This window comes from Flavobacterium covae (assembly GCF_001534645.1).
GTDB classification, from domain to species: Bacteria; Bacteroidota; Bacteroidia; order Flavobacteriales; family Flavobacteriaceae; genus Flavobacterium; species Flavobacterium covae.
The window spans coordinates 3,195,496-3,214,987 of record NZ_CP013992.1 but is presented as its reverse complement, the minus strand read 5'-3'; the positions used below and the strand labels follow the sequence as shown (position 1 = coordinate 3,214,987).

Here is a 19,492-nt window from a genome sequence, read left to right as displayed (position 1 = left end):
ATTTTTAGCCTCTTGGTTTAAGTTTAGGTCCTAGAATTCCTCCAAAGGTTGACGTGTTATGAGATTGTACCCACACCGTTCCTTGACCTTGAAATTTACATACTAATCCTTCTCCTCCTAAAATTGAACTCATCCAGCTTTTTCCAGCTTTTGTTAGTGTAAAATTTAGGTGTTCTTCAAAAGCTACAATATGTCCTGTATCTACTATATATTCGCCATCAATTTGGATAGGATAAATAGCACCAAAAGAATTGACAACTACGGTTCCTTGTCCTTTTACTGCTAACCAAAAAAGTCCTTCTTTAGAAATCAAATTTTTGAATCCTTGAAAACTCATATCGATTGTAATCTCTGGGGAACTTGCCACATAAGAACCCCCTTGTACGATGATGCCTTCGCCACGAAGTTCTTTGACCATCATATCTCCAGCTAGTGTTGTACTTAAAAAAACGGTTCCGCCTTCGTTTCCTGCTTTATAATGATTTAAGAAAAAACTTTCGCCAGACAACAATCTTTTAAGGCCTTTTAAAAAACCACCAGATTTTTTTTGTTGTGTTGAAGTGGTCATGGTTATACTAGGACTCATAGCAATCATGGATCCTGCTTCGGCAGTAAATTCTTCCCCTGGTTTTAGTTTGATTACCGCAACTGTAGAACTTGGTCTCATTTGTAAATCAACATTTAAAGTAGTCGATTTTCCTTCTGTTTGTGTATGTAATGTTTCCATAGTGACCAATTATATTTGTCTGTTAATCCAAGAAACTAAACCAGATAGATTTCTTGTTTGGATATATATTTTTCCTTTTCCTTCTACTCTAGTAACAAACCCTTCACCACCAAAGAAGCTACTAAAAATACCGCCTGATAATTGTGGTTTAAGTTTCATTCCTGGCTCATACGCTACAAGATGCCCTGTGTCAACGATGTATTCTCCGTCAATTTCTTTTTCAAGAATACCACCATAAGCCCCAAATATTACTCTTCCAGTTCCAGATACTACTAGTTTGAATAGACCTTCTCCACCAATTAATGAACCTAAGCCAGCCCATTTAACTCCTAGTTTAACACCTGCTTCAGATGCAATATAAGAACCTCTTTGAATGCAGTAACTTTGCGTACCGTCTAATTCTTTAATCTCAATATCTCCTGGTGTAGCTTGAGTTAAATGCAACGAAAGTGTTTTACTGGTATTATTGGTAAAATGGTTAATGAAAAGACTTTCACCACCAAAAAATTTTCGTGCTAATCCAACAAAAAATCCCCCATTGAATTTAGCATCTAAATCTAGTTCTGCTGACATACTAGACATCGCATCTGATTCTGCAATAATGGTCTCTCCTGGTTCCAGTTCGACCATCACATAAGCAAAAGCAGGTTTTCCTTCTGTTTTAATTCTCATAGTTTTATTTCAAGTTTAAAAGTTTTGTTTTAAAAGCATTAAACGTGTTAGGTAATAAGGGATATGGGGTTTTATCTTCTTTTTGTTTTTCTTTTAATTTTTCAATTCGGAATTTTGTATCTGGATGAGTTGATAGGAAAGATAAATCTATATCTTTAACCGAAGTAGAATCTAAAATTGTTTTTTCTTCTTTCTCTAAAGTTTTAAAGAATGAGATTAATCCTGCTGGATTTATTTTAGCATTTATGAGATATTCTCTGCCCGTTTCATCAGCTTCTATTTCAAAATCCCTACTGTTGGACAAGGAGGCTAATTCGCCACCCATATTGATAAATGTACCTGCTATGGCACTTACGTCTCCAACGGTAGCTGATAAAATGGCAAAAATTCCTAAATTATTGATGATTCCTCGTATGTGATGACGTCTAGTAACGTGTGAAAGTTCGTGACTAAGTACGCCCATAACTTCTTCCCAAGATTTAGCATTTTCTATCAATCCTGTTTGAATAATTACTTTGCCACCAGGAAGAGCAAAAGCATTTATTGTTGGGTCTTTCACGAAATATAGGTCTACTTTATAGCCTTCTTTTTCAATTTGGTTAAATAAAGGTTTAGCAACTTCTATAAATTCATTCTTTAAAGAGTCATTTTTTATGAAATGATATTGTAATGATAAGGTATTAAATAGTTTATCACCAGCCTTTTTTTCCCAAGAAATAGGTACTTGACTAGCCATACTTTCTACCATTTTGTCTTTGAGGAAATAAAGAGAACCGATAAATAATCCAATTATGATTAAAGCAATTATTATCCCTCTAAGTAGTCCATTTAATGTGCTTTTTGATTTTTTGATTTCTTGTTTGAATTTATTATTTGATACTAGGATATTATCTTTTAAAATAGATTTATCAGCGGTATAAATAGAAATGGAATTGATAGTTGAATCTGAAAAAAAGATAAATCTATTAGCTGCACCTCCAGCATTAATAGATAAATTAGTAAAACTTATATGATGATTAATTGCACCAGATTCAAAAAGAATCCCATTAGTTTTAACGTGTAAGTTCCCTGAAACTCTTCCGCCAGTAACTCCTGGATGTATCAATATTGCTTCGTATGTATTCAATTTTTTCTGTTTTTAGCAAAAATAGGAAAAGATTATGTTGAATTTATTTTCAAGATAGTATTAAAACTCAAATTTTTGAAACTCCCACTTTAAAGTTGAAAAAACAATCAACTCGTTTCTTAATACAGGCAAACCTATAATCATTTTCAATGTTTCTTGTGCCATCATTGTACCTATAATGCCAGGTAAGGAACTAATTACTCCGTTTAATGAACAATCTGGAACATCTTCGGGGTTGGGTGAATCTGGAAATAAATCGCGGAGTTGTTTGCTTCCGTTATGATTAAATACTGCTATTTGCCCCTCAAATTTAAAAATACTCCCATAAACTAATGGCTTTCCTAATTGTACACAAACATCGTTTACCAGATACCGAGTATTAAAATTGTCACAACCATCAACAATAATATCAAAGTATTCAAATAGGGAAGGAGCATTTTCAGGGGTTAATTTTTCGTTGAATACTTGAATTTCTACTAATGGATTTAGTTTTTCAAGCGCAATCTTTGCTTGAGTGACTTTAGGTAAATCAATATCCGCTTCGGTATAAAGGATTTGGCGATGTAAGTTATGCAATGCCACCGTGTCAAAATCCACTACACCTAGCGTTCCAACTCCAGCCGAAGTTAGATATTGCAATATAGGAGAACCTAGACCACCCGCACCAATGACAAGTACTTTAGCATTTTTTATTTTTAATTGACCTTCTTCTCCTATTTCAGGCACAAGAAGATGTTTCGAATAACGTAAATAATCTGATATTGTAAGCATAAATAATATTTCGCTCCGTTGGGGGTTTTTAAAATTGTTATGGGTTTATTTGTTTCAAGTTTCAAGTTCAAAGCTTCACCCATCTTCCAAATTCCAACGGTTACTGAACGGACACTGAGGCTCTCGAAGTGTTGAAGTACCATCATCCATCTTTTTCACTTGTAAATTCTATTTTTTTGTTACACAGAGGTTCACAAAGTAAAGCACAAAGTTTCACAGAGGTCATTTCTAACTTCTAAATTTTAACTTCCATCATCCATCTTTTTCACTTGTAAATTCTATTTTTTGTTACACAGAGGTTCACAAAGTAAAGCACAAAGTTTCACAGAGGTCATTTGTAACTTCTAAATTCTGACTTCCATCATCCATCTTTTTCACTTGTAAATTCTATTTTTTGTTACACAGAGGTTCACAAAGTAAAGCACAAAGTTTCACAGAGGTCATTTCTAACTTCTAAATTCTGACTTCCATCATCCATCTTTTTCACTTGTAAATTCTATTTTTTGTTACACAGAGGTTCACAAAGTAAAGCACAAAGTTTCACAGAGGTCATTTCTAAATTCTAAATGCCCTATCCCAGTCCTTCCAAACAGGTTGATAACCCTTTGAATTAATCAATTGCGCAATTTCAGCCACGGGGCGTTCATCACTAATTTCAAATTGTTCCAAAGTTTGTGGATCGACAACATAACCACCTGGATTAGTCTTAGATCCAGCACTCATTGTAGTAACGCCAATAGGAATAATATGATTCCGAAAATGTTCATTTTCACGCGTAGAAATCGAAATTTCCAGATCTTCATTCCAAATGCGGTAGGCACAAATAAGTTGGAGCAAATCTTTATCCTCCATTATAAAATTCGGTTCAATAATACCTTCTGCTGGTCGGAGGCGTGGAAATGAAACTGAATATTTACTCTTCCAATACGTCTTTTGTAAATAATCAATATGTAAGGCATTAAAAAAGCTATCTACTCGCCAATCTTCTAGTCCTAACAAAACACCCAGTCCTATTTTATGAATACCCGCTTTACCAACACGATCTGGCGTTTCTAATCTAAAATCGAAATTAGACTTCTTTCCTTTAGGGTGATATTGTTTATAGACTTCTTTATGATAGGTTTCCTGATACACTAATACAGAATACACACCTGCTTGATGCAATTGTTCGTATTCTTCTTGTGAAAGTGGTTGTACTTCAACAGAAATATTGGCAAAATCGTTTTTAATGACTTCAATAGCATTTAGGAAATAACCAATGTGAACGGTATAATTAGCTTCACCCGTTACCAACAAAACGTGATCGTAGCCCATAGCTTTTAGTGTTTCTACTTCCTGCCGAATTTCACTATCTGAAAGTGTTTTTCTTTTGATTTTATTGTCAAGGCTAAAACCACAATAGGTACAAATATTTTGGCACTCGTTACTCAAATACATAGGCGCATAAAGCTGAATGGTTTTGCCAAAGCGTTTTTGCGTGAGTTGATGAGCCAGTTGCGCCATAGATTCTAAATACTCTTGAGCTAGAGGAGATAAAAGCGTTAGAAAATCCTCGACGGTTCGTTTAGGTTTACGCAAAACGTTTTCTATATCACGATGTGTTACCGAAGCAATTCGGTTAGCCACAGTTTCCCAAGAATAGTTTTCAAATACAGTTTTAAAGGTCATAATTTTTAGATTTTATGAGGTAGCCCTAAAAGGTCGCAATTTTGTCATTTCGACCAGTGGGAGAAATCACATAATATTTATTATGAGACTCCTCCTTGCGTCGGAGTGACAATTGGTGTGTTGATTTTTTAATTTTTGCACAGCCTTTATAAAAACGACGTTAACGGGCTAGAGGCTTCGGCATGCGCTAGCGGATTGGCTAACTGGGCTTCAAAAGCTCTTCGTCCTGCAATAACGGCTTCTTTAAATGCTTGTGCCATAGCTACTGGATTTCCAGCAACGGCAATTGCGGTGTTAACTAACACAGCATCGGCACCTAATTCCATTGCTTTAGCAGCATCAGACGGTGCACCTATCCCTGCATCAATAATTACAGGTACTTTACTTTGTTCAATGATAATTTCTAAAAAATCGATAGTTCGTAGTCCTTTGTTACTTCCTATGGGAGAACCCAAAGGCATAACAGCAGCTGTTCCCACTTCTTCAAGTAACTTACATAAAACGGGATCGGCATGAATGTAAGGATAAACTTCAAATCCTAGTTTAGCAAGTTCTTCCGTAGCTTTTAAGGTTTCGATAGGGTCAGGAAGTAAATATTTTGGATCAGGATGAATTTCGAGTTTTACTAAATTCGTTTCCATCGCTTCGCGAGCTAACTGTGCTGCGAAAACAGCTTCTTTAGCATTTCTTGCTCCAGAAGTATTGGGTAACAATTGAATATGCGAATGGTTGAGGTGCGAGAGAATGGCATCGGTTTCGGTTTCAAAATCGACTCTTTTTAAGGCTACCGTTACTAATTCTGAACCAGAGGCTAAAATAGCTTCTTCCATTATTTGACTAGAACCAAATTTTCCAGTACCAACAAACAATCGGGAGCTAAATGTGGTATTTCCTATGTTAAGCATACGTATAAAGTGTTTCGTTGAGTTGTTTTACAATTTGACTAGGTTGTGTGGCATTATAAATTAAACCAGAAACGGCTATGCCATAGACACCAATTTCTAATAGTTTAGGGAGGTCATTTTCTACTATTCCTCCAATGGCAAAAATGGGTTTTACCAATGCTGTATTTGAGCTGGTATTGATAATTTTTTTATAACCTTCAAAACCTAACGAGGGGCTTAGTTTTTCTTTAGTGGTAGTAAATCGTAATGGACCTAAACCCACATAATCACATCTTTCAGCTAATCGTTGTTGTACATCTTCAAGAGTGTTGGCTGTACCTCCTATAATTTTAACATTACCTAATAATTCACGTGCTTGCTCAATACTTCCATCAGTAAGTCCTAAATGTAATCCGTGAGCATCTATGGCTTTGGCTATGGTAGGAAAATCATTTATGGTAAGTAAAGCATTATATTGATCTGTTTCTTTTTTAACTTTTTCGGCCAATCTAAAAACATCAATTTTAGAAGCGTTTTTATAACGTAATTGAGTCCAAGTAATTCCCGCATCTAAGGCTTTTCGAATCGAATTAAGTTGCTTTTCAGGCGTTTCCCCCTGCGATATAAATTGAATTTTAGGTAACATAGTAGGCTAATAATTTTTTATTTGAGTTTAATGTTTGTTCTATAAATTGTTTGGCTTTTTTACAACTTTCTGGAAGTGATTTATCTAGAGTTAAATGTGCCGTGATGGCAGATGATAAAATACAACCCGAACCGTGTTTGGGATATATTTTGTTAGTAGAGGGTTTTAAAATATGAGTTTCATGGCTTATAATCAAATAATCTGTTCCTGGTTGGGATATATTATGTCCTCCTTTCCATAAAACTGCTGTATGTTGTGCCAATAACTCAGCTTTTTCTAGAGGGCTTATAGATTGAGGAACTAAGATGTCTAATTCATTATGATTAGGAGTGATGAGGTCAACTTGTTCTAAAATAGATGGTAAACTATCGTAAATAAGCGGAGTGAATTCATAATTTGCTGTCGCTTTTAATACAGGATCCCAAACAATTTTTGCCTTAGGCCACAAAAGTTTTATGGTTTTTATATAAGTATCCAATGTTTCTAAGCTCGGAATAATTCCAATTTTCACAGCTTGTACCTCATACTGTTTGGCAAGATGATTAAGACTATCAATTACCCAAGAAGTGTCCATCCACTCCATTTTGAGAAACCTATCTTCCGTTTGAATAGTATTTCCAGTAATCACGGCTAATCCATACACTTTCTGCATTTCAAATGTTTTAACATCGGCAAGAACACCCGCTCCAGCCGAAGGATCAAAGCCTGCTAGACTGAGTACGAAAGGACGATGTTTTGACATTTTTTCCATTGTTCTATAGGATTAGGATGTAACCAAATGGCACCTAGCAAGGCAACCGAGTTAAAATATGGAAGTACTTCGGAAATATTTTTTTCTGAAATACCTCCCAAAGCTATAAGTTGCGTGTTAAAATTTGTGCGTTGAGCAATTTGATGAAGAATCTCAGGATTTTGATAATTAGTTTTCGAAATACTTGGAAATATTGGACTCAAAAAGGCATAATGATAAGCCGAATAAAGTTCATTAAATTCTGAAATACTATGCGTTGAGGTGGATAAACTTTTTGTGTTTTTTACTATCGAATTTCTATTTTGATTAGTTTGATGGATTCCTTTCAAATCGTATTCATTTACTAATTCAGGATAATATACCACACAAAATGGATGAAAAGAAGTGTCAATTTTTTCTAAATATGCTTTTGTTTCTTGTAAAGTGTAGTTAGGTTTTCTGATATGAAAATGAGTAAGCCCTGCCTCAAATAACTGATGCAGGGTTTGGATTTCATTTTCTATAATATGTTCTGTTGATAGTAGAATCATTTTTTTGGTTCACTAAGTTTCACTAAGTTCTTACACAGAGTTACACAAAGTTTTTTTCTTTATTTCGCTTCGCTCGAATTACAAAGTTTTTACACAGAGTTTCACAAAGTTCTTACACAGAGTCACACAAAGTTTTCTTTTTCAGTTCGCTTCGCTCGTATTACAAAGTTTTTATACAGAGTCACACAAAATCTATGTAAACTTTGTGTATCTCTGGGTTTCTTTGTGTATCTCTATGGAATAATAACTAGACATAAATCTCTTTACCGTTTTCAATAAATTCTTCTGATTTAGCTTTAAGTCCTTCTTCAACAGCAGTATCTCTAATTTCTTGTGAAATTTTCATCGAACAGAATTTAGGACCACACATCGAACAGAAGTGAGCTACTTTAGCCGCATCAGCAGGAAGTGTTTCATCGTGGAATTCACGTGCTGTATCAGGATCTAAAGAAAGGTTAAATTGATCTTCCCAACGGAATTCAAATCGGGCTTTACTTAAAGCATTATCACGATATTGCGCTCCAGGGTGACCTTTTGCTAAATCGGCTGCATGGGCTGCAATTTTATAGGTGATTACGCCGTCTTTCACGTCTTTTTTATTCGGCAGACCCAAATGTTCTTTTGGTGTTACATAACATAACATCGCACAACCAAACCAACCAATCATAGCTGCTCCAATTCCCGATGTGATATGATCGTAACCTGGTGCAATATCCGTAGTTAATGGACCTAAGGTATAAAAAGGAGCTTCAGAACAACATTCCAATTGTTTTTCCATATTTTCCTTAATCAAATGCATAGGTACGTGACCAGGACCTTCAATAAATACTTGCACATCGTGTTTCCAAGCAATTTTTGTCAATTCACCTAAAGTTTCTAATTCGGCAAATTGTGCAGCATCATTAGCATCGGCAATCGATCCAGGACGTAAGCCGTCACCCAAAGAAAAGGCAACGTCATATTGTTTTAATATTTGGCAAATGTCTTCAAAATGTGTGTATAAGAAATTTTCTTTGTGATGAAATAAACACCATTTTGCCATAATAGAACCCCCACGAGAAACAATTCCGGTTACCCTATTTGCCGTTAAATGAATATAACGCAGTAAAACTCCAGCGTGTATGGTGAAATAGGAAACTCCTTGTTCACATTGTTCTATTAAAGTATCACGGAAAATTTCCCAAGTTAAATCTTCAGCCACACCTTTTACTTTTTCTAAGGCTTGGTAAATAGGCACAGTACCTATAGGCACAGGTGAATTTCTGATAATCCACTCGCGGGTTTCGTGTATGTTTTTACCAGTTGATAAATCCATAATGGTATCAGCTCCCCAACGACAAGCCCAAACGGCTTTTTCAACTTCTTCTTCAATGCTTGAAGTTACCGCAGAGTTACCAATATTTGCATTAATTTTTACCAAAAAGTTGCGCCCTATAATCATAGGTTCGCTTTCAGGATGATTGATATTATTTGGAATTACTGCTCTTCCAGCAGCTACTTCACTGCGAACAAATTCGGCGGTAATTTTTCCTTTAGGAGTTCTTGCACCAAAACTTTCCCCAGCATGCTGATGACACATTGCTTTTTGTGCTGTTTCTAATTGTTCAATACGTTGGTTTTCACGAATAGCAATGTATTCCATTTCAGGCGTGATGATGCCTTGTTTAGCGTAGTATAGTTGGGTTACATTAGCACCTTCTTTGGCACGCATAGGTTGATGAAGATATTCAAAACGCAAATGATCTAATTTTTCATCGGCTAAACGTTGTTTACCATATTCAGAACTTAATTCATCTAAAATTTCGACATCATTTCTGTCTAAAATCCATTGCTCGCGCAAACGAGGTAATCCTTTGCGAACATCAATTTCGATACTCGGATCTGTATAAGCACCAGAAGTATCATAAACCGTTACGGGCGGATTTTGTTCTACTTGCCCGTTTGTCAGTTTAGTATCTGACAACGTTATTTCACGCATCGCAACTTGAATGTCGTGTATTTCTCCTTGTATGTACACCTTTTTTGAATTAGGGAAAGGTGTTCTTGTGATTGTATTTTCCATATTTTTTTAGGTTGAAAAGTTTCAGTTTTTAAGTTCGTTAAAACTTAAAATAAAAATTAGCCTCCTTGCGTAGCTTTAATGATGATTATTTTTTGATTAGATTGTAGCGAAGTGTTTTCCCATTGCGATCTAGGGATAACTTGTTGGTCAATAGCGATCGCAATACCTTTTTGTTTGTCAGGTAATTCGATATCAAGGAGTTCTTGTAGGGTGAGTACTTCTTCCTTAAATATTTTTTTTTCTTGATTGATAATAAGTTCCATTCCGTATTATTTTAAACTTTAGGAATGGCTACACGCATAGCTAAGAACACTATACAAGAAGTCATTTACTTTTCCCTACGCTAGTATGAACTAGATCAGGTTCAAAGGGTAAAATCTCAGCCTGCTATGCAAACACCCCTAAAGTACAGGACAAATGTAAACTATTTTTTAATTTATAAATGTTAAATTTTAAACTAACTATTCCTTTTCCAACAGTCCTCTATGTGATCATTTACCATTCCTATAGCCTGCATATAGGCGTATACTACGGTTGAACCTACGAATTTGAATCCGCGTTTTTTTAAATCTTTACTTAGTTTATCTGATATTTCAGTTGTAGCAGGAACATCTTTTAAAGTTTTAGGTTTGTTGTCTATAGGTTTTCCGCCTACAAAACCCCAGATATATTTCGAAAAAGTTCCAAATTCTTCTTGTACCTTCATAAAGGCTTGGGCGTTTGTTACTGTAGCTTTTATTTTAAGTTTATTGCGAATAATACCTGAATCTTGGGCTAATAATTCCATTTTTTTATTGCTGTATTTTGCAATTTTTTGAAAATCAAAGTTATTGAATGCTTTTCTAAAATTTTCTCTTTTAGTAAGAATAGTATACCAACTTAAGCCTGCTTGAAAAGTTTCTAGTACTAAAAATTCAAAAATTGTTTCATCATCATAAATAGGGTTACCCCATTCATTATCATGGTAGTTACGATATAAATTATCTTTTTGACACCAGTCACAACGTTTTTTTTTCATATTATGTAATTTTTGTTACAAAAAAAATGATTTTTTATATATAAATTTACGTATTAATGATATATACGTTATAATATTATAACGTATTATTTTAATTAAAAAATAATAATTCCGTAAATATTAAAAAACACACAAACTATTAGCTATTATGAAAACAGAAATTATTCAAGGTCTATTAAATAGTTATACCTATTCAGAGTATAGAAAATCGGTAGCGGACTTATTAGTTCAAGGGAAATCTTCGGGGAATGATCAGTCAGAAGATCATCTGTATTATAGCCAATTAAACCAAACTCGCATGAATCGTTTAGATAAAACTTTACAGATTCCTGAAGATATTTTGGAAAAATTAAAAAATATAAAAAATGAATATACATGGTTAGTACTAGCAGAAGGTTGGTGTGGCGATGTGGCTCAAATAGCACCTATTTTGTACAAAATAAGTTCTGTAACAGATAAAATTAATTTAAGATTTGTATTTAGAGATGCAAACGATCCTTTAATGAATTGTTTTTTAACCAATGATGCGCGTGCTATTCCAAAACTCATCATTTTAGATAATAAAAATCAAGAATTAAAAGCAACTTGGGGACCTAGACCTGAGGGAGCTACAAATTTAATTAAAAATTATAAGGCTCAACATGGGGTAGTAGATCAAACAGCTAAAAAAGAATTACAACTTTGGTATTTACATGACAAAGGAAAAAGCACAATGGAAGAGTTAATATCTATTATGACACATATAGAAGAATTAGTAAATAATAAAATATATAACTAATTTAAAATAAATTACTTACAAAAAAGTAAATGTTCAAAAATTAAGAAATCAACATTTAGTTTGTCATTATAAAGAAAAAATAATTTCAACAATACTATATCTGATTTTTTACCCTTTTACCTTATTTAATTTAAACTAGGAAAGTGATAAAATTCTCTTATTTTTTGAACATTTTTTTATTTATTTTTTTAAGTATAAAATTAATTATTGGGAATTAATTCTGAAAAAACATCTGGTGTTAGTGCTTCTTCTATTGAATAAGAACCACTTTTTGTACGTCGTAAAGCGGTTAAATGTCCTCCTGATTCTAATGCTTTGCCCAAATCATACGCTAAAGAACGAATATAAGTACCTTTGCTACAACTGATTCTAAAATCAATTTCAGGTAATGCAATTCTGGTTATTTCGAATTCGTAAATTGTGGTTTTTCTCGCTTGAATTTCAATTTCTTCTCCAGCACGAGCATGTTCATATAATCGTTTTCCGTCTTTTTTTAAGGCAGAAAATACAGGCGGTTTTTGATCTATTTCACCTATAAATTGTTTAACAGTTTCTGTTATGAGCAAAGGAGTAATATGTTCAATTGGGAAAATAGCATTTATAGGCGTTTCTAAATCATAAGAAGGAGTCGTAGCACCTAATTTTATAGTACCTGTATATTCCTTAGTTTGCCCCATTAATTCTGGGATTTTTTTGGTGTATTTTCCTGTACAAACGATTAATAAACCAGTAGCTAATGGGTCTAAAGTACCAGCATGACCTATTTTGAATTTTTTAGGTAAGTCTAATCGGTTTTTTAATACGTATTTTAATTTATTAACAGCTTGAAAGGAGCTCCAAGTTAGGGGTTTGTCTATGAGTAAAACTTGTCCGTTTAATATATCTTCTTTTGTATACAAAATTTTATTTATTAATAGAAAAATAAATTAATAATAGGGTTCCTGCAATAATGCGATACCATCCCCATGGTTTAAAACCATATTTTTTGATTATTCCTATGAATAATTTGATGGCTAATACGGCTACTATAAATGCTACTATATTTCCTATAATAAACATTGTAATAGTGTCTTTTGATTGTAAAATTAACTCATAGCCTTTCATTTGACTATGTTCGTAGGTTTTTAAAAACACGGAGTAACAAGTTACAGCTAACATAGTGGGAACCGCTAAAAAGAAAGAAAATTCAGCAGCTACATGACGTGAAAGTCCTTGCTGCATACCTCCTATTATGGATGCAGCACTTCTACTGGTACCAGGCATCATAGCTAGACATTGCCAAAATCCAATAGTGATAGCTTTTTTAATAGAAATTTCTTCTTCGGAATTAATTTGACTATTTTGAAAAAAACGGTCAATAAATAATAAAATAATACCTCCTACTATTAATACAAAAGCAATTGGGATGGGTTTTTCTAAAACAGCTTCTATTTTATCATCGAATAGTTTACCTAATATTAAAGCGGGAACAACAGCTGCTGCCAACTTGATATAAAAATTAAATTTGGTAAAATCAAAAAACTTTTTCCAATACAAAAAAACGACCGCTAGAATAGCACCAAATTGTATCGAAACTTGAAATAATTTTACAAAATCATCGTTTTGAATACCAAAAAAAGAACTTGTAAAAATCATGTGAGCAGTAGAAGAAACAGGTAAATATTCTGTTAGACCTTCTATTATAGCGATAATAATTGCTTTAAGTAAATCCATTTTATATTGAGTGATTAACAAATAATAAAAAGTAAATAATACTTATTATTATACGATTGAGTTATTTATCTTGTTTGAAAATAGAATAAATAACAATACCAAAACCTGCTAAAACGACAGTTGGTGCTAATCGAATTCTTCTAAAGCTAAAAATTTCAGGGTTAAAAACAGCGGGATCTTCACTGCCTCCTCCTGACATTAATATAAATCCAAAAGCAATAATAGCAACACCTATAAGCAAAAATTTATAGTTTACTTTTTCAAAAAGAAATTCATTTTTTTTATTTTCCATAAGAAAAAAATAGATTTTAGAATTTAACAAATAGAGTTGATTGACTAAACTCTAAAATTAATATTTAAAAAATTAATATAAATCGTCCGTTCTTAAATTTAAAAAACGTTGTGTAGCAAAATAAGTACTTAGCCAAGTAATTAAGATTCCTATTCCGAATACACTTAATAAAATAAAAACAATAGAAAATATATCGTTAAATACTCCTAAAGTTGGCCAAATAGCATCTATATAAAACAATAAAGCTAATAAAGCTATAATTGCAACGCCAGCTCCTATGATACCTAATTTTATACTTCTTAATATAAATGGTTTTCTAATAAATGATTTCGTGGCTCCTACCATTTGCATAGTTTTAATAATAAAACGATTAGCATAAATGGATAAACGCAAAGAACTATTAATTAATAAAACCGCTACTACCGTTAAAAAACCACTTATGATCAGAATCCACATACTAGCTTTTTTAACATTTTCATTTACCATTTTTACCAATTGTTTATCATAAAAAATATCCGCTACTAATGGATTTTCTCTTAGTTTACGTTCAATTTTAGCTACGCTATCGTTTTCAACATAGTCAGCACGTAAATGAATATCAAAAGAGTTTTTTAACGGATTCATTCCTAAAAATTCAGTAAAATTTTCTCCTAATGTTTTTTCATGTTCTTTAGCGGCTTGTTCTTTTGATATAAAAACAAAATCTTTGGCAAAATTAGCTTCTTTGAGCATTTCTCCATATTTTGTTAATGTGGTATCCTTAGCATCATCTTTAAAGAAAACGGTCATGGTAATACCTTCTTTAAAATCATTTGACAATTTTTTAGCATTAACAATAAATAACGCCAATAAACCTAACATAAAGAGTACCAAACCAACACTTAGTACTACTGAAAAGTACGATGTAATTAATCGACGTTTTTGAAACTTATCAAAAGATGAACTCATATAGTATATTTATTTGCGGTAAAAATAACAAAGATTTTCTTTATGTAAAGTTAATAATGCTCAAAGTTTCCACTTTCTTATAATAAATGTAAATTTGCAAGAATCTTAAAAAATTTAAAAGAGTTGAAAAAAATAGCTTTTTATTGTTGTTTACTGTTAAATCTAAGTTTATTCTGTCAAAGTAAAGATACTTTAGTAGGAATCAAAACCGATAAACTTGAAACAGAAGAAAAAACACAGTCTTATCAAATCAATCCAAATACGAGTCGAATTTATAACAAACCTCGAATTTTAGATGCCATTACTTTTTTACCAAAGGATTTTATTACTACTAGCAAAGACTTTATTGCTAAAGATCATGCTTGGTATTTAGGAGGAGCAGTTGCAAGTACAGCTCTTTTAGTTCCGTTTGATCAATCAATCACAAATTCATCACGCGAATTTTCGGATCGTATAGGATTAAGTTCTAATAATATATATGGTAAATTTGGGCCGTTACAGAATATCCCTAAAAATCTTGGCGCTGGTTTTTATCTAATAGGAAATGGTACTACAGTTATATTACTAACAGCTGGATTTACAACTTTTGGTTTGTTTAATAATGACTATAGAGCGTTATCAACCGCCAGCGGCTTAATAGAAAGTTTAGCATTATCAGGGGTGTATGTTCAATTTTTAAAACGAGTTACAGGACGCGAAAGTCCATTCATTGCACGTGAAAATGGTAATCCAGGAGGCGACTGGAATCCTTTTCCTAGTTTTTCAGCCTATTCAAAATCTACCCCTCATTATGATGCTATGCCTTCTGGACATCTTACTACAATTATGTCTGCTTTAACCGTGATTACGACCAATTATCCAGATTATAAATGGATTAAACCTGTTGGATATACATTAATAGCAGGTATGTGTTTTCAGATGGTTCAAAGTGAAGTACATTGGATTTCAGATTATCCTCTAGCTTTATTGATAGGATATTTTTCTGGTAAAAATATTGCCAAAAGAAGATTTAAAGATGTAAATAAAAACATAGGATTACAATTAAACAAGCCTAAATACGAAATGAATATCATTGGTTCCAATAAGGCTGGTTTTAAAACATTAGGATTATCCATTACTTTTTAGATAGATTATGAAAAAACAAAAATTAATTTATTGTATATTAATAAGCTATTTATGCACTTTTTCTAGTTTTGCACAAATAATAGATACAATACATGGAAAAAAGGTAGATCATTATGATACCTTTAAAATGAAGAAAATGATTATTCCTACTGCATTAATAGTATCTGGTGTTATTTTACGTAATCCAGCTTGGCGTAATCAATTATTAGATTTTAAAAATCAATTATTTGGCACTTCTTTTAGTACCAAAATTGATGATTATATACAGTATATTCCTATTGTTCAAACCTTAGGTGGTAAAACCATAGGCATTGAAAGTAAGCACGGATATAAACAAATAATTACAAATCAAATCGTTTCAAATGCTATCAGTGCTGCTATTGTACACGGATTAAAGAATTCTGTAGGAGACTTACGTCCTGATGGATCTGCTAAAAATTCATTCCCATCAGGACATGCGGCAACCGCTTTTACAAATGCCATGCTTCAATATTTAGAATATAAAGATTCTAATAAATGGTATGCAGCCTCTGGTTTTTTATTTGCAACTGCTACAGGAGTATTACGAGTAGCTAACACACGTCATTGGCCTGGCGATGTTGCTGCAGGTGCAGGTATAGGAATGGCATCCGCTATTGTAGTGCATTATTGGAGTCCTTTTAAATGGGATCAAACAAAAAAAGATAAAAGAATGAGCTATATTGCTTATCCTATTTTAAATGAAAAAACCTACGGTTTAGGTTTCATTGGAAAACTTGATTAAACTTTTAATTATTTATTTTAAAACTAAAAATCATTTGGCATTATACCCAAATAAGAAATAATATGAAATATTTTCACAACGACATCGAAGCCAAATGGCAAAAGTACTGGGCAGATCATAAAACCTTTGCTGCATCAAATAATTCGGATAAGCCAAAATACTACGTATTAGATATGTTCCCATATCCTTCAGGAGCGGGATTACACGTAGGACACCCGCTGGGATATATCGCTTCTGATATTGTGGCACGTTATAAACGCCATCAAGGATACAATGTATTACATCCACAAGGGTATGATTCTTTTGGTTTACCAGCAGAACAATATGCTATCCAAACTGGTCAACATCCAGAAAAGACAACTCGCGAAAACATTGCTCGTTATCGTGAACAATTAGATAAAATAGGTTTTTCTTTCGATTGGGATCGTGAAGTACGTACTTCTAATCCTGATTATTACAAACACACCCAATGGATTTTTATTCAATTGTTTAATTCCTGGTATAATAATGATTCTGATAAAGCCGAAGATATTTCAACTTTAGTTTCTGTTTTTGAAAAAGAAGGAAATGCAAATGTTAATGCGGTTTGTGATGATAACATTGCTGTGTTTACGGCTGATGACTGGAAATCATATACTTCTGAAGAGCAACAAAAAATATTGCTACAATATCGATTAACCTATTTAGCCGAAACCGAAGTAAACTGGTGTCCTGCTTTAGGAACAGTTTTGGCAAATGACGAAATTGTAAACGGTGTTTCAGAACGTGGTGGTCACCCTGTAATTCGTAAAAAAATGACCCAATGGTCAATGCGAATTTCTGCCTATGCAGAAAGATTATTACAAGGTCTTGATACTATCGATTGGACCGAATCGTTGAAAGAATCACAACGCAACTGGATTGGAAAATCGGTCGGTGCGCACGTTGAATTCAGAATTCAGAATTCAGAATTCAGAATTCCAGTATTTACTACCCGTCCTGATACGATTTTTGGAGTAACATTTATGACATTAGCTCCTGAACACGAATTGGTTGCGCAAATTACGACTCCTGAGCAAAAAGCCGCGGTAGATGCCTATATTGAAGCAACGGCAAAACGTTCAGAAAGAGAGCGTATGGCCGATGTGAAAACCATTTCGGGGGTATTTACAGGTGCGTATGCGGAACATCCGTTTACCAAAGAACCAATTCCCGTTTGGATTGGCGATTATGTATTAGCAGGATACGGGACTGGTGCAGTAATGGCAGTACCAATTGGAGATGAAAGAGATTACGCATTCGCAAAACATTTTAATATTCCAATTAAAAATATATTCAGTCTTACCTCCCCTCCTTTGGAGGGGTCGGGGGAGGCTGGCCCTTTTGCTGAAAAATCTGGTTTCGAATTAGTAGATTCAGATTTCTTAAACGGATTAGATTACAAATCTGGAACCAAGAAAGTTATTGAGGAATTAGAAAAAATAGGAGCAGGAAAAGCCAAAGTAAATTACCGTTTACGTGATGCGGTATTCTCTCGCCAACGTTATTGGGGTGAACCCTTCCCTGTGTATTATGTAAATGGATTGCCTCAGATGATCGAAGCGAAACATTTACCAATCATTTTGCCTGAAGTAGAAAAATACTTACCAACAGAAGATGGTCAACCACCATTAGGAAACGCTTCGGTTTGGGCTTGGGATAGCGTGCAGTGTACAGTAGTTAGTAATCAGTTAATTAACAACGAAACCATATTTCCATTAGAATTAAACACTATGCCAGGTTGGGCAGGTTCGTCTTGGTACTGGATGCGTTATATGGATGCGTCTAATGAAAATGAATTTGCAAGTTCAGATGTTTTAAAATATTGGGAAAATGTCGATTTATACATAGGTGGAAGCGAACACGCTACTGGGCATTTATTATATTCTCGTTTTTGGAACAAATTCTTAAAAGATAGAGGTTTTGCACCTACAGAAGAACCCTTCAAAAAATTAATCAATCAAGGGATGATTTTAGGAATGAGTGCAATTGTTTACAGAATTTCTGGAACAAATCAGTATGTTTCTAAAAATTTAAAATCTGAATATCAAACAGAAGAAATTCGTGTAGATGTAAATATCGTTAATGCTTCAGATGAAATAGATTTAGAAAAATTAAGAAATTGGATCCCTGAATTCAAAGAAGCTGAATTTATTACTGAAAATGGAAAATATATTGTAGGTCGCGAAGTAGAAAAAATGTCAAAACGTTGGTATAATGTAGTCAACCCAGATGATATTTGTAACGAATACGGAGCAGACACCCTACGTTTATACGAAATGTTCTTAGGTCCGTTAGAACAAGCTAAACCTTGGAACACAGCTGGTATCACAGGAGTTTATGGTTTCTTAAAGAAATTATGGAGATTGTACTTTGATGACAATGGAAGTATTGTTACCAATGAGGAACCAACGGCAGATATGTACAAATCGTTACATAAAACCATCAAAAAAGTAACTGAAGATATTGAGAATTTCTCATTTAATACTTCGGTTTCTCAATTTATGATTTGTGTGAATGAGTTATCGCAACAAAAATGCCATCATAGCGCTATTTTAGAACCATTGACAGTAATTATTTCGCCTTATGCACCCCATATTGCTGAAGAATTATGGAATGCGTTAGGACACCAAGGTTCCATAGCAACGGTAGCTTTCCCTAAATTTGAAGAAAAATATTTAGTAGAAAGCGAAAAAGAATATCCAGTTTCTTTTAATGGGAAAATGCGTTTTAAAATTAAATTACCACTAGATTTAAGCAAAGAACAAATAGAAGAAATCATCATGAAAGATGAACGTACACAAGCACAATTACAAGGACATACACCTAAAAATGTGATTATCGTTCCAGGAAAGATTATTAACTTGGTTGGATAAATATTAGGAAGGATGAAAGATTTATTTATTAGAGGGTATTTAGAAAAAATTTCTAAACAATTTGAAATTTCAATTGATGATGCGTTTGAAGTGTTTTCTATTGCAGTTGTATTAGATAAATCTT

The 19,492-nt window shown here is 33.4% G+C and carries 20 protein-coding genes and 1 riboswitch; of the genes, 4 read left to right on the top strand and 16 right to left on the bottom strand.

All coding sequences use genetic code 11. The features are described from left to right. Window positions 1-4: 4 nt before the first annotated feature. The 12 genes from AWN65_RS14105 to AWN65_RS14050 form a co-directional block, all read right to left on the bottom strand. Window positions 5-727, bottom strand: a complete 723-nt coding sequence (locus AWN65_RS14105) for a TIGR00266 family protein (protein WP_060383718.1) — start codon at window positions 725-727, stop codon at window positions 5-7. 9 nt (window positions 728-736) lie between these two features. Next, window positions 737-1,399, bottom strand: a complete 663-nt coding sequence (locus AWN65_RS14100) for a TIGR00266 family protein (RefSeq protein WP_060383717.1) — start codon at window positions 1,397-1,399, stop codon at window positions 737-739. A 4-nt stretch (window positions 1,400-1,403) separates the two neighbouring features. Further along, on the bottom strand, window positions 1,404-2,525 hold the full coding sequence (locus AWN65_RS14095; protein ID WP_060383716.1) for a M48 family metallopeptidase: 1,122 nt from the start codon (window positions 2,523-2,525) through the stop codon (window positions 1,404-1,406). Window positions 2,526-2,585: 60 nt separating this feature from the next. Then, on the bottom strand, window positions 2,586-3,296 hold the full coding sequence (locus AWN65_RS14090; protein ID WP_060383715.1) for a HesA/MoeB/ThiF family protein: 711 nt from the start codon (window positions 3,294-3,296) through the stop codon (window positions 2,586-2,588). A 555-nt stretch (window positions 3,297-3,851) separates the two neighbouring features. Beyond that, window positions 3,852-4,967, bottom strand: a complete 1,116-nt coding sequence (gene thiH, locus AWN65_RS14085; protein ID WP_060383714.1) for a 2-iminoacetate synthase ThiH — start codon at window positions 4,965-4,967, stop codon at window positions 3,852-3,854. Between the two features lie 143 nt (window positions 4,968-5,110). Next, on the bottom strand, window positions 5,111-5,869 hold the full coding sequence (locus tag AWN65_RS14080) for a thiazole synthase (protein WP_060383713.1): 759 nt from the start codon (window positions 5,867-5,869) through the stop codon (window positions 5,111-5,113). Further along, window positions 5,862-6,494 carry a thiamine phosphate synthase gene (gene thiE / locus AWN65_RS14075; RefSeq protein ID WP_060383712.1) on the bottom strand — a complete coding sequence of 211 codons (633 nt, stop codon included), beginning with the start codon at window positions 6,492-6,494 and terminating at the stop codon, window positions 5,862-5,864. Before thiE ends, AWN65_RS14080 begins: the two co-directional genes overlap by 8 nt. Beyond that, a complete protein-coding gene (locus AWN65_RS14070; protein WP_063744162.1) occupies window positions 6,484-7,236 on the bottom strand; it encodes a hydroxymethylpyrimidine/phosphomethylpyrimidine kinase in 753 nt (250 codons plus the stop codon). Before AWN65_RS14070 ends, thiE begins: the two co-directional genes overlap by 11 nt. After that, window positions 7,203-7,775: a thiamine phosphate synthase gene (locus AWN65_RS14065; protein WP_060383710.1), complete on the bottom strand. Its 573-nt coding sequence runs from the start codon at window positions 7,773-7,775 to the stop codon at window positions 7,203-7,205. The genes AWN65_RS14070 and AWN65_RS14065 overlap by 34 nt, the downstream gene beginning before the upstream one ends. A gap of 247 nt (window positions 7,776-8,022) precedes the next feature. After that, the gene (gene thiC / locus AWN65_RS14060; protein WP_060383709.1) at window positions 8,023-9,837 is read right to left on the bottom strand and encodes a phosphomethylpyrimidine synthase ThiC; all 1,815 of its coding nucleotides are present in this window, start codon (window positions 9,835-9,837) and stop codon (window positions 8,023-8,025) included. Between the two features lie 56 nt (window positions 9,838-9,893). Next, window positions 9,894-10,100, bottom strand: a complete 207-nt coding sequence (gene thiS, locus AWN65_RS14055; RefSeq protein ID WP_060383708.1) for a sulfur carrier protein ThiS — start codon at window positions 10,098-10,100, stop codon at window positions 9,894-9,896. A 55-nt stretch (window positions 10,101-10,155) separates the two neighbouring features. Then, a riboswitch (TPP riboswitch) is annotated at window positions 10,156-10,250 on the bottom strand. A gap of 44 nt (window positions 10,251-10,294) precedes the next feature. After that, complete coding sequence (locus tag AWN65_RS14050) at window positions 10,295-10,855, bottom strand: DNA-3-methyladenine glycosylase I (RefSeq protein WP_060383707.1); 561 nt, start codon at window positions 10,853-10,855, stop codon at window positions 10,295-10,297. Between the two features lie 148 nt (window positions 10,856-11,003). On the opposite strand from AWN65_RS14050, the gene AWN65_RS14045 reads away from it, so the two are divergent. After that, complete coding sequence (locus AWN65_RS14045) at window positions 11,004-11,633, top strand: thioredoxin family protein (RefSeq protein ID WP_060383706.1); 630 nt, start codon at window positions 11,004-11,006, stop codon at window positions 11,631-11,633. 200 nt (window positions 11,634-11,833) lie between these two features. Here the strand turns inward: AWN65_RS14045 and truB are convergent, their stop codons facing one another. The 4 genes from truB to AWN65_RS14025 all read right to left on the bottom strand — a co-directional run bounded on the left by truB (window position 11,834) and on the right by AWN65_RS14025 (window position 14,586). Beyond that, complete coding sequence (gene truB, locus AWN65_RS14040) at window positions 11,834-12,532, bottom strand: tRNA pseudouridine(55) synthase TruB (RefSeq protein WP_060383705.1); 699 nt, start codon at window positions 12,530-12,532, stop codon at window positions 11,834-11,836. Window positions 12,533-12,536: 4 nt separating this feature from the next. Further along, on the bottom strand, window positions 12,537-13,346 hold the full coding sequence (locus tag AWN65_RS14035; RefSeq protein ID WP_060383704.1) for an undecaprenyl-diphosphate phosphatase: 810 nt from the start codon (window positions 13,344-13,346) through the stop codon (window positions 12,537-12,539). A 61-nt stretch (window positions 13,347-13,407) separates the two neighbouring features. Further along, window positions 13,408-13,638: a DUF3098 domain-containing protein gene (locus AWN65_RS14030; RefSeq protein ID WP_060383703.1), complete on the bottom strand. Its 231-nt coding sequence runs from the start codon at window positions 13,636-13,638 to the stop codon at window positions 13,408-13,410. Window positions 13,639-13,710: 72 nt separating this feature from the next. Continuing rightward, complete coding sequence (locus AWN65_RS14025; RefSeq protein WP_060383702.1) at window positions 13,711-14,586, bottom strand: cell division protein FtsX; 876 nt, start codon at window positions 14,584-14,586, stop codon at window positions 13,711-13,713. A 123-nt stretch (window positions 14,587-14,709) separates the two neighbouring features. On the opposite strand from AWN65_RS14025, the gene AWN65_RS14020 reads away from it, so the two are divergent. The 3 genes from AWN65_RS14020 (at window position 14,710) to leuS (ending at window position 19,368) form a co-directional block, all read left to right on the top strand. Continuing rightward, complete coding sequence (locus AWN65_RS14020; RefSeq protein WP_060383701.1) at window positions 14,710-15,711, top strand: phosphatase PAP2 family protein; 1,002 nt, start codon at window positions 14,710-14,712, stop codon at window positions 15,709-15,711. A gap of 7 nt (window positions 15,712-15,718) precedes the next feature. Continuing rightward, window positions 15,719-16,474 carry a phosphatase PAP2 family protein gene (locus AWN65_RS14015; RefSeq protein ID WP_060383700.1) on the top strand — a complete coding sequence of 252 codons (756 nt, stop codon included), beginning with the start codon at window positions 15,719-15,721 and terminating at the stop codon, window positions 16,472-16,474. 62 nt (window positions 16,475-16,536) lie between these two features. Next, window positions 16,537-19,368 (top strand): leucine--tRNA ligase, encoded by a 2,832-nt coding sequence (leuS, locus tag AWN65_RS14010; RefSeq protein ID WP_060383699.1) that lies wholly within the window; start codon window positions 16,537-16,539, stop codon window positions 19,366-19,368. Window positions 19,369-19,492: the final 124 nt, after the last annotated feature.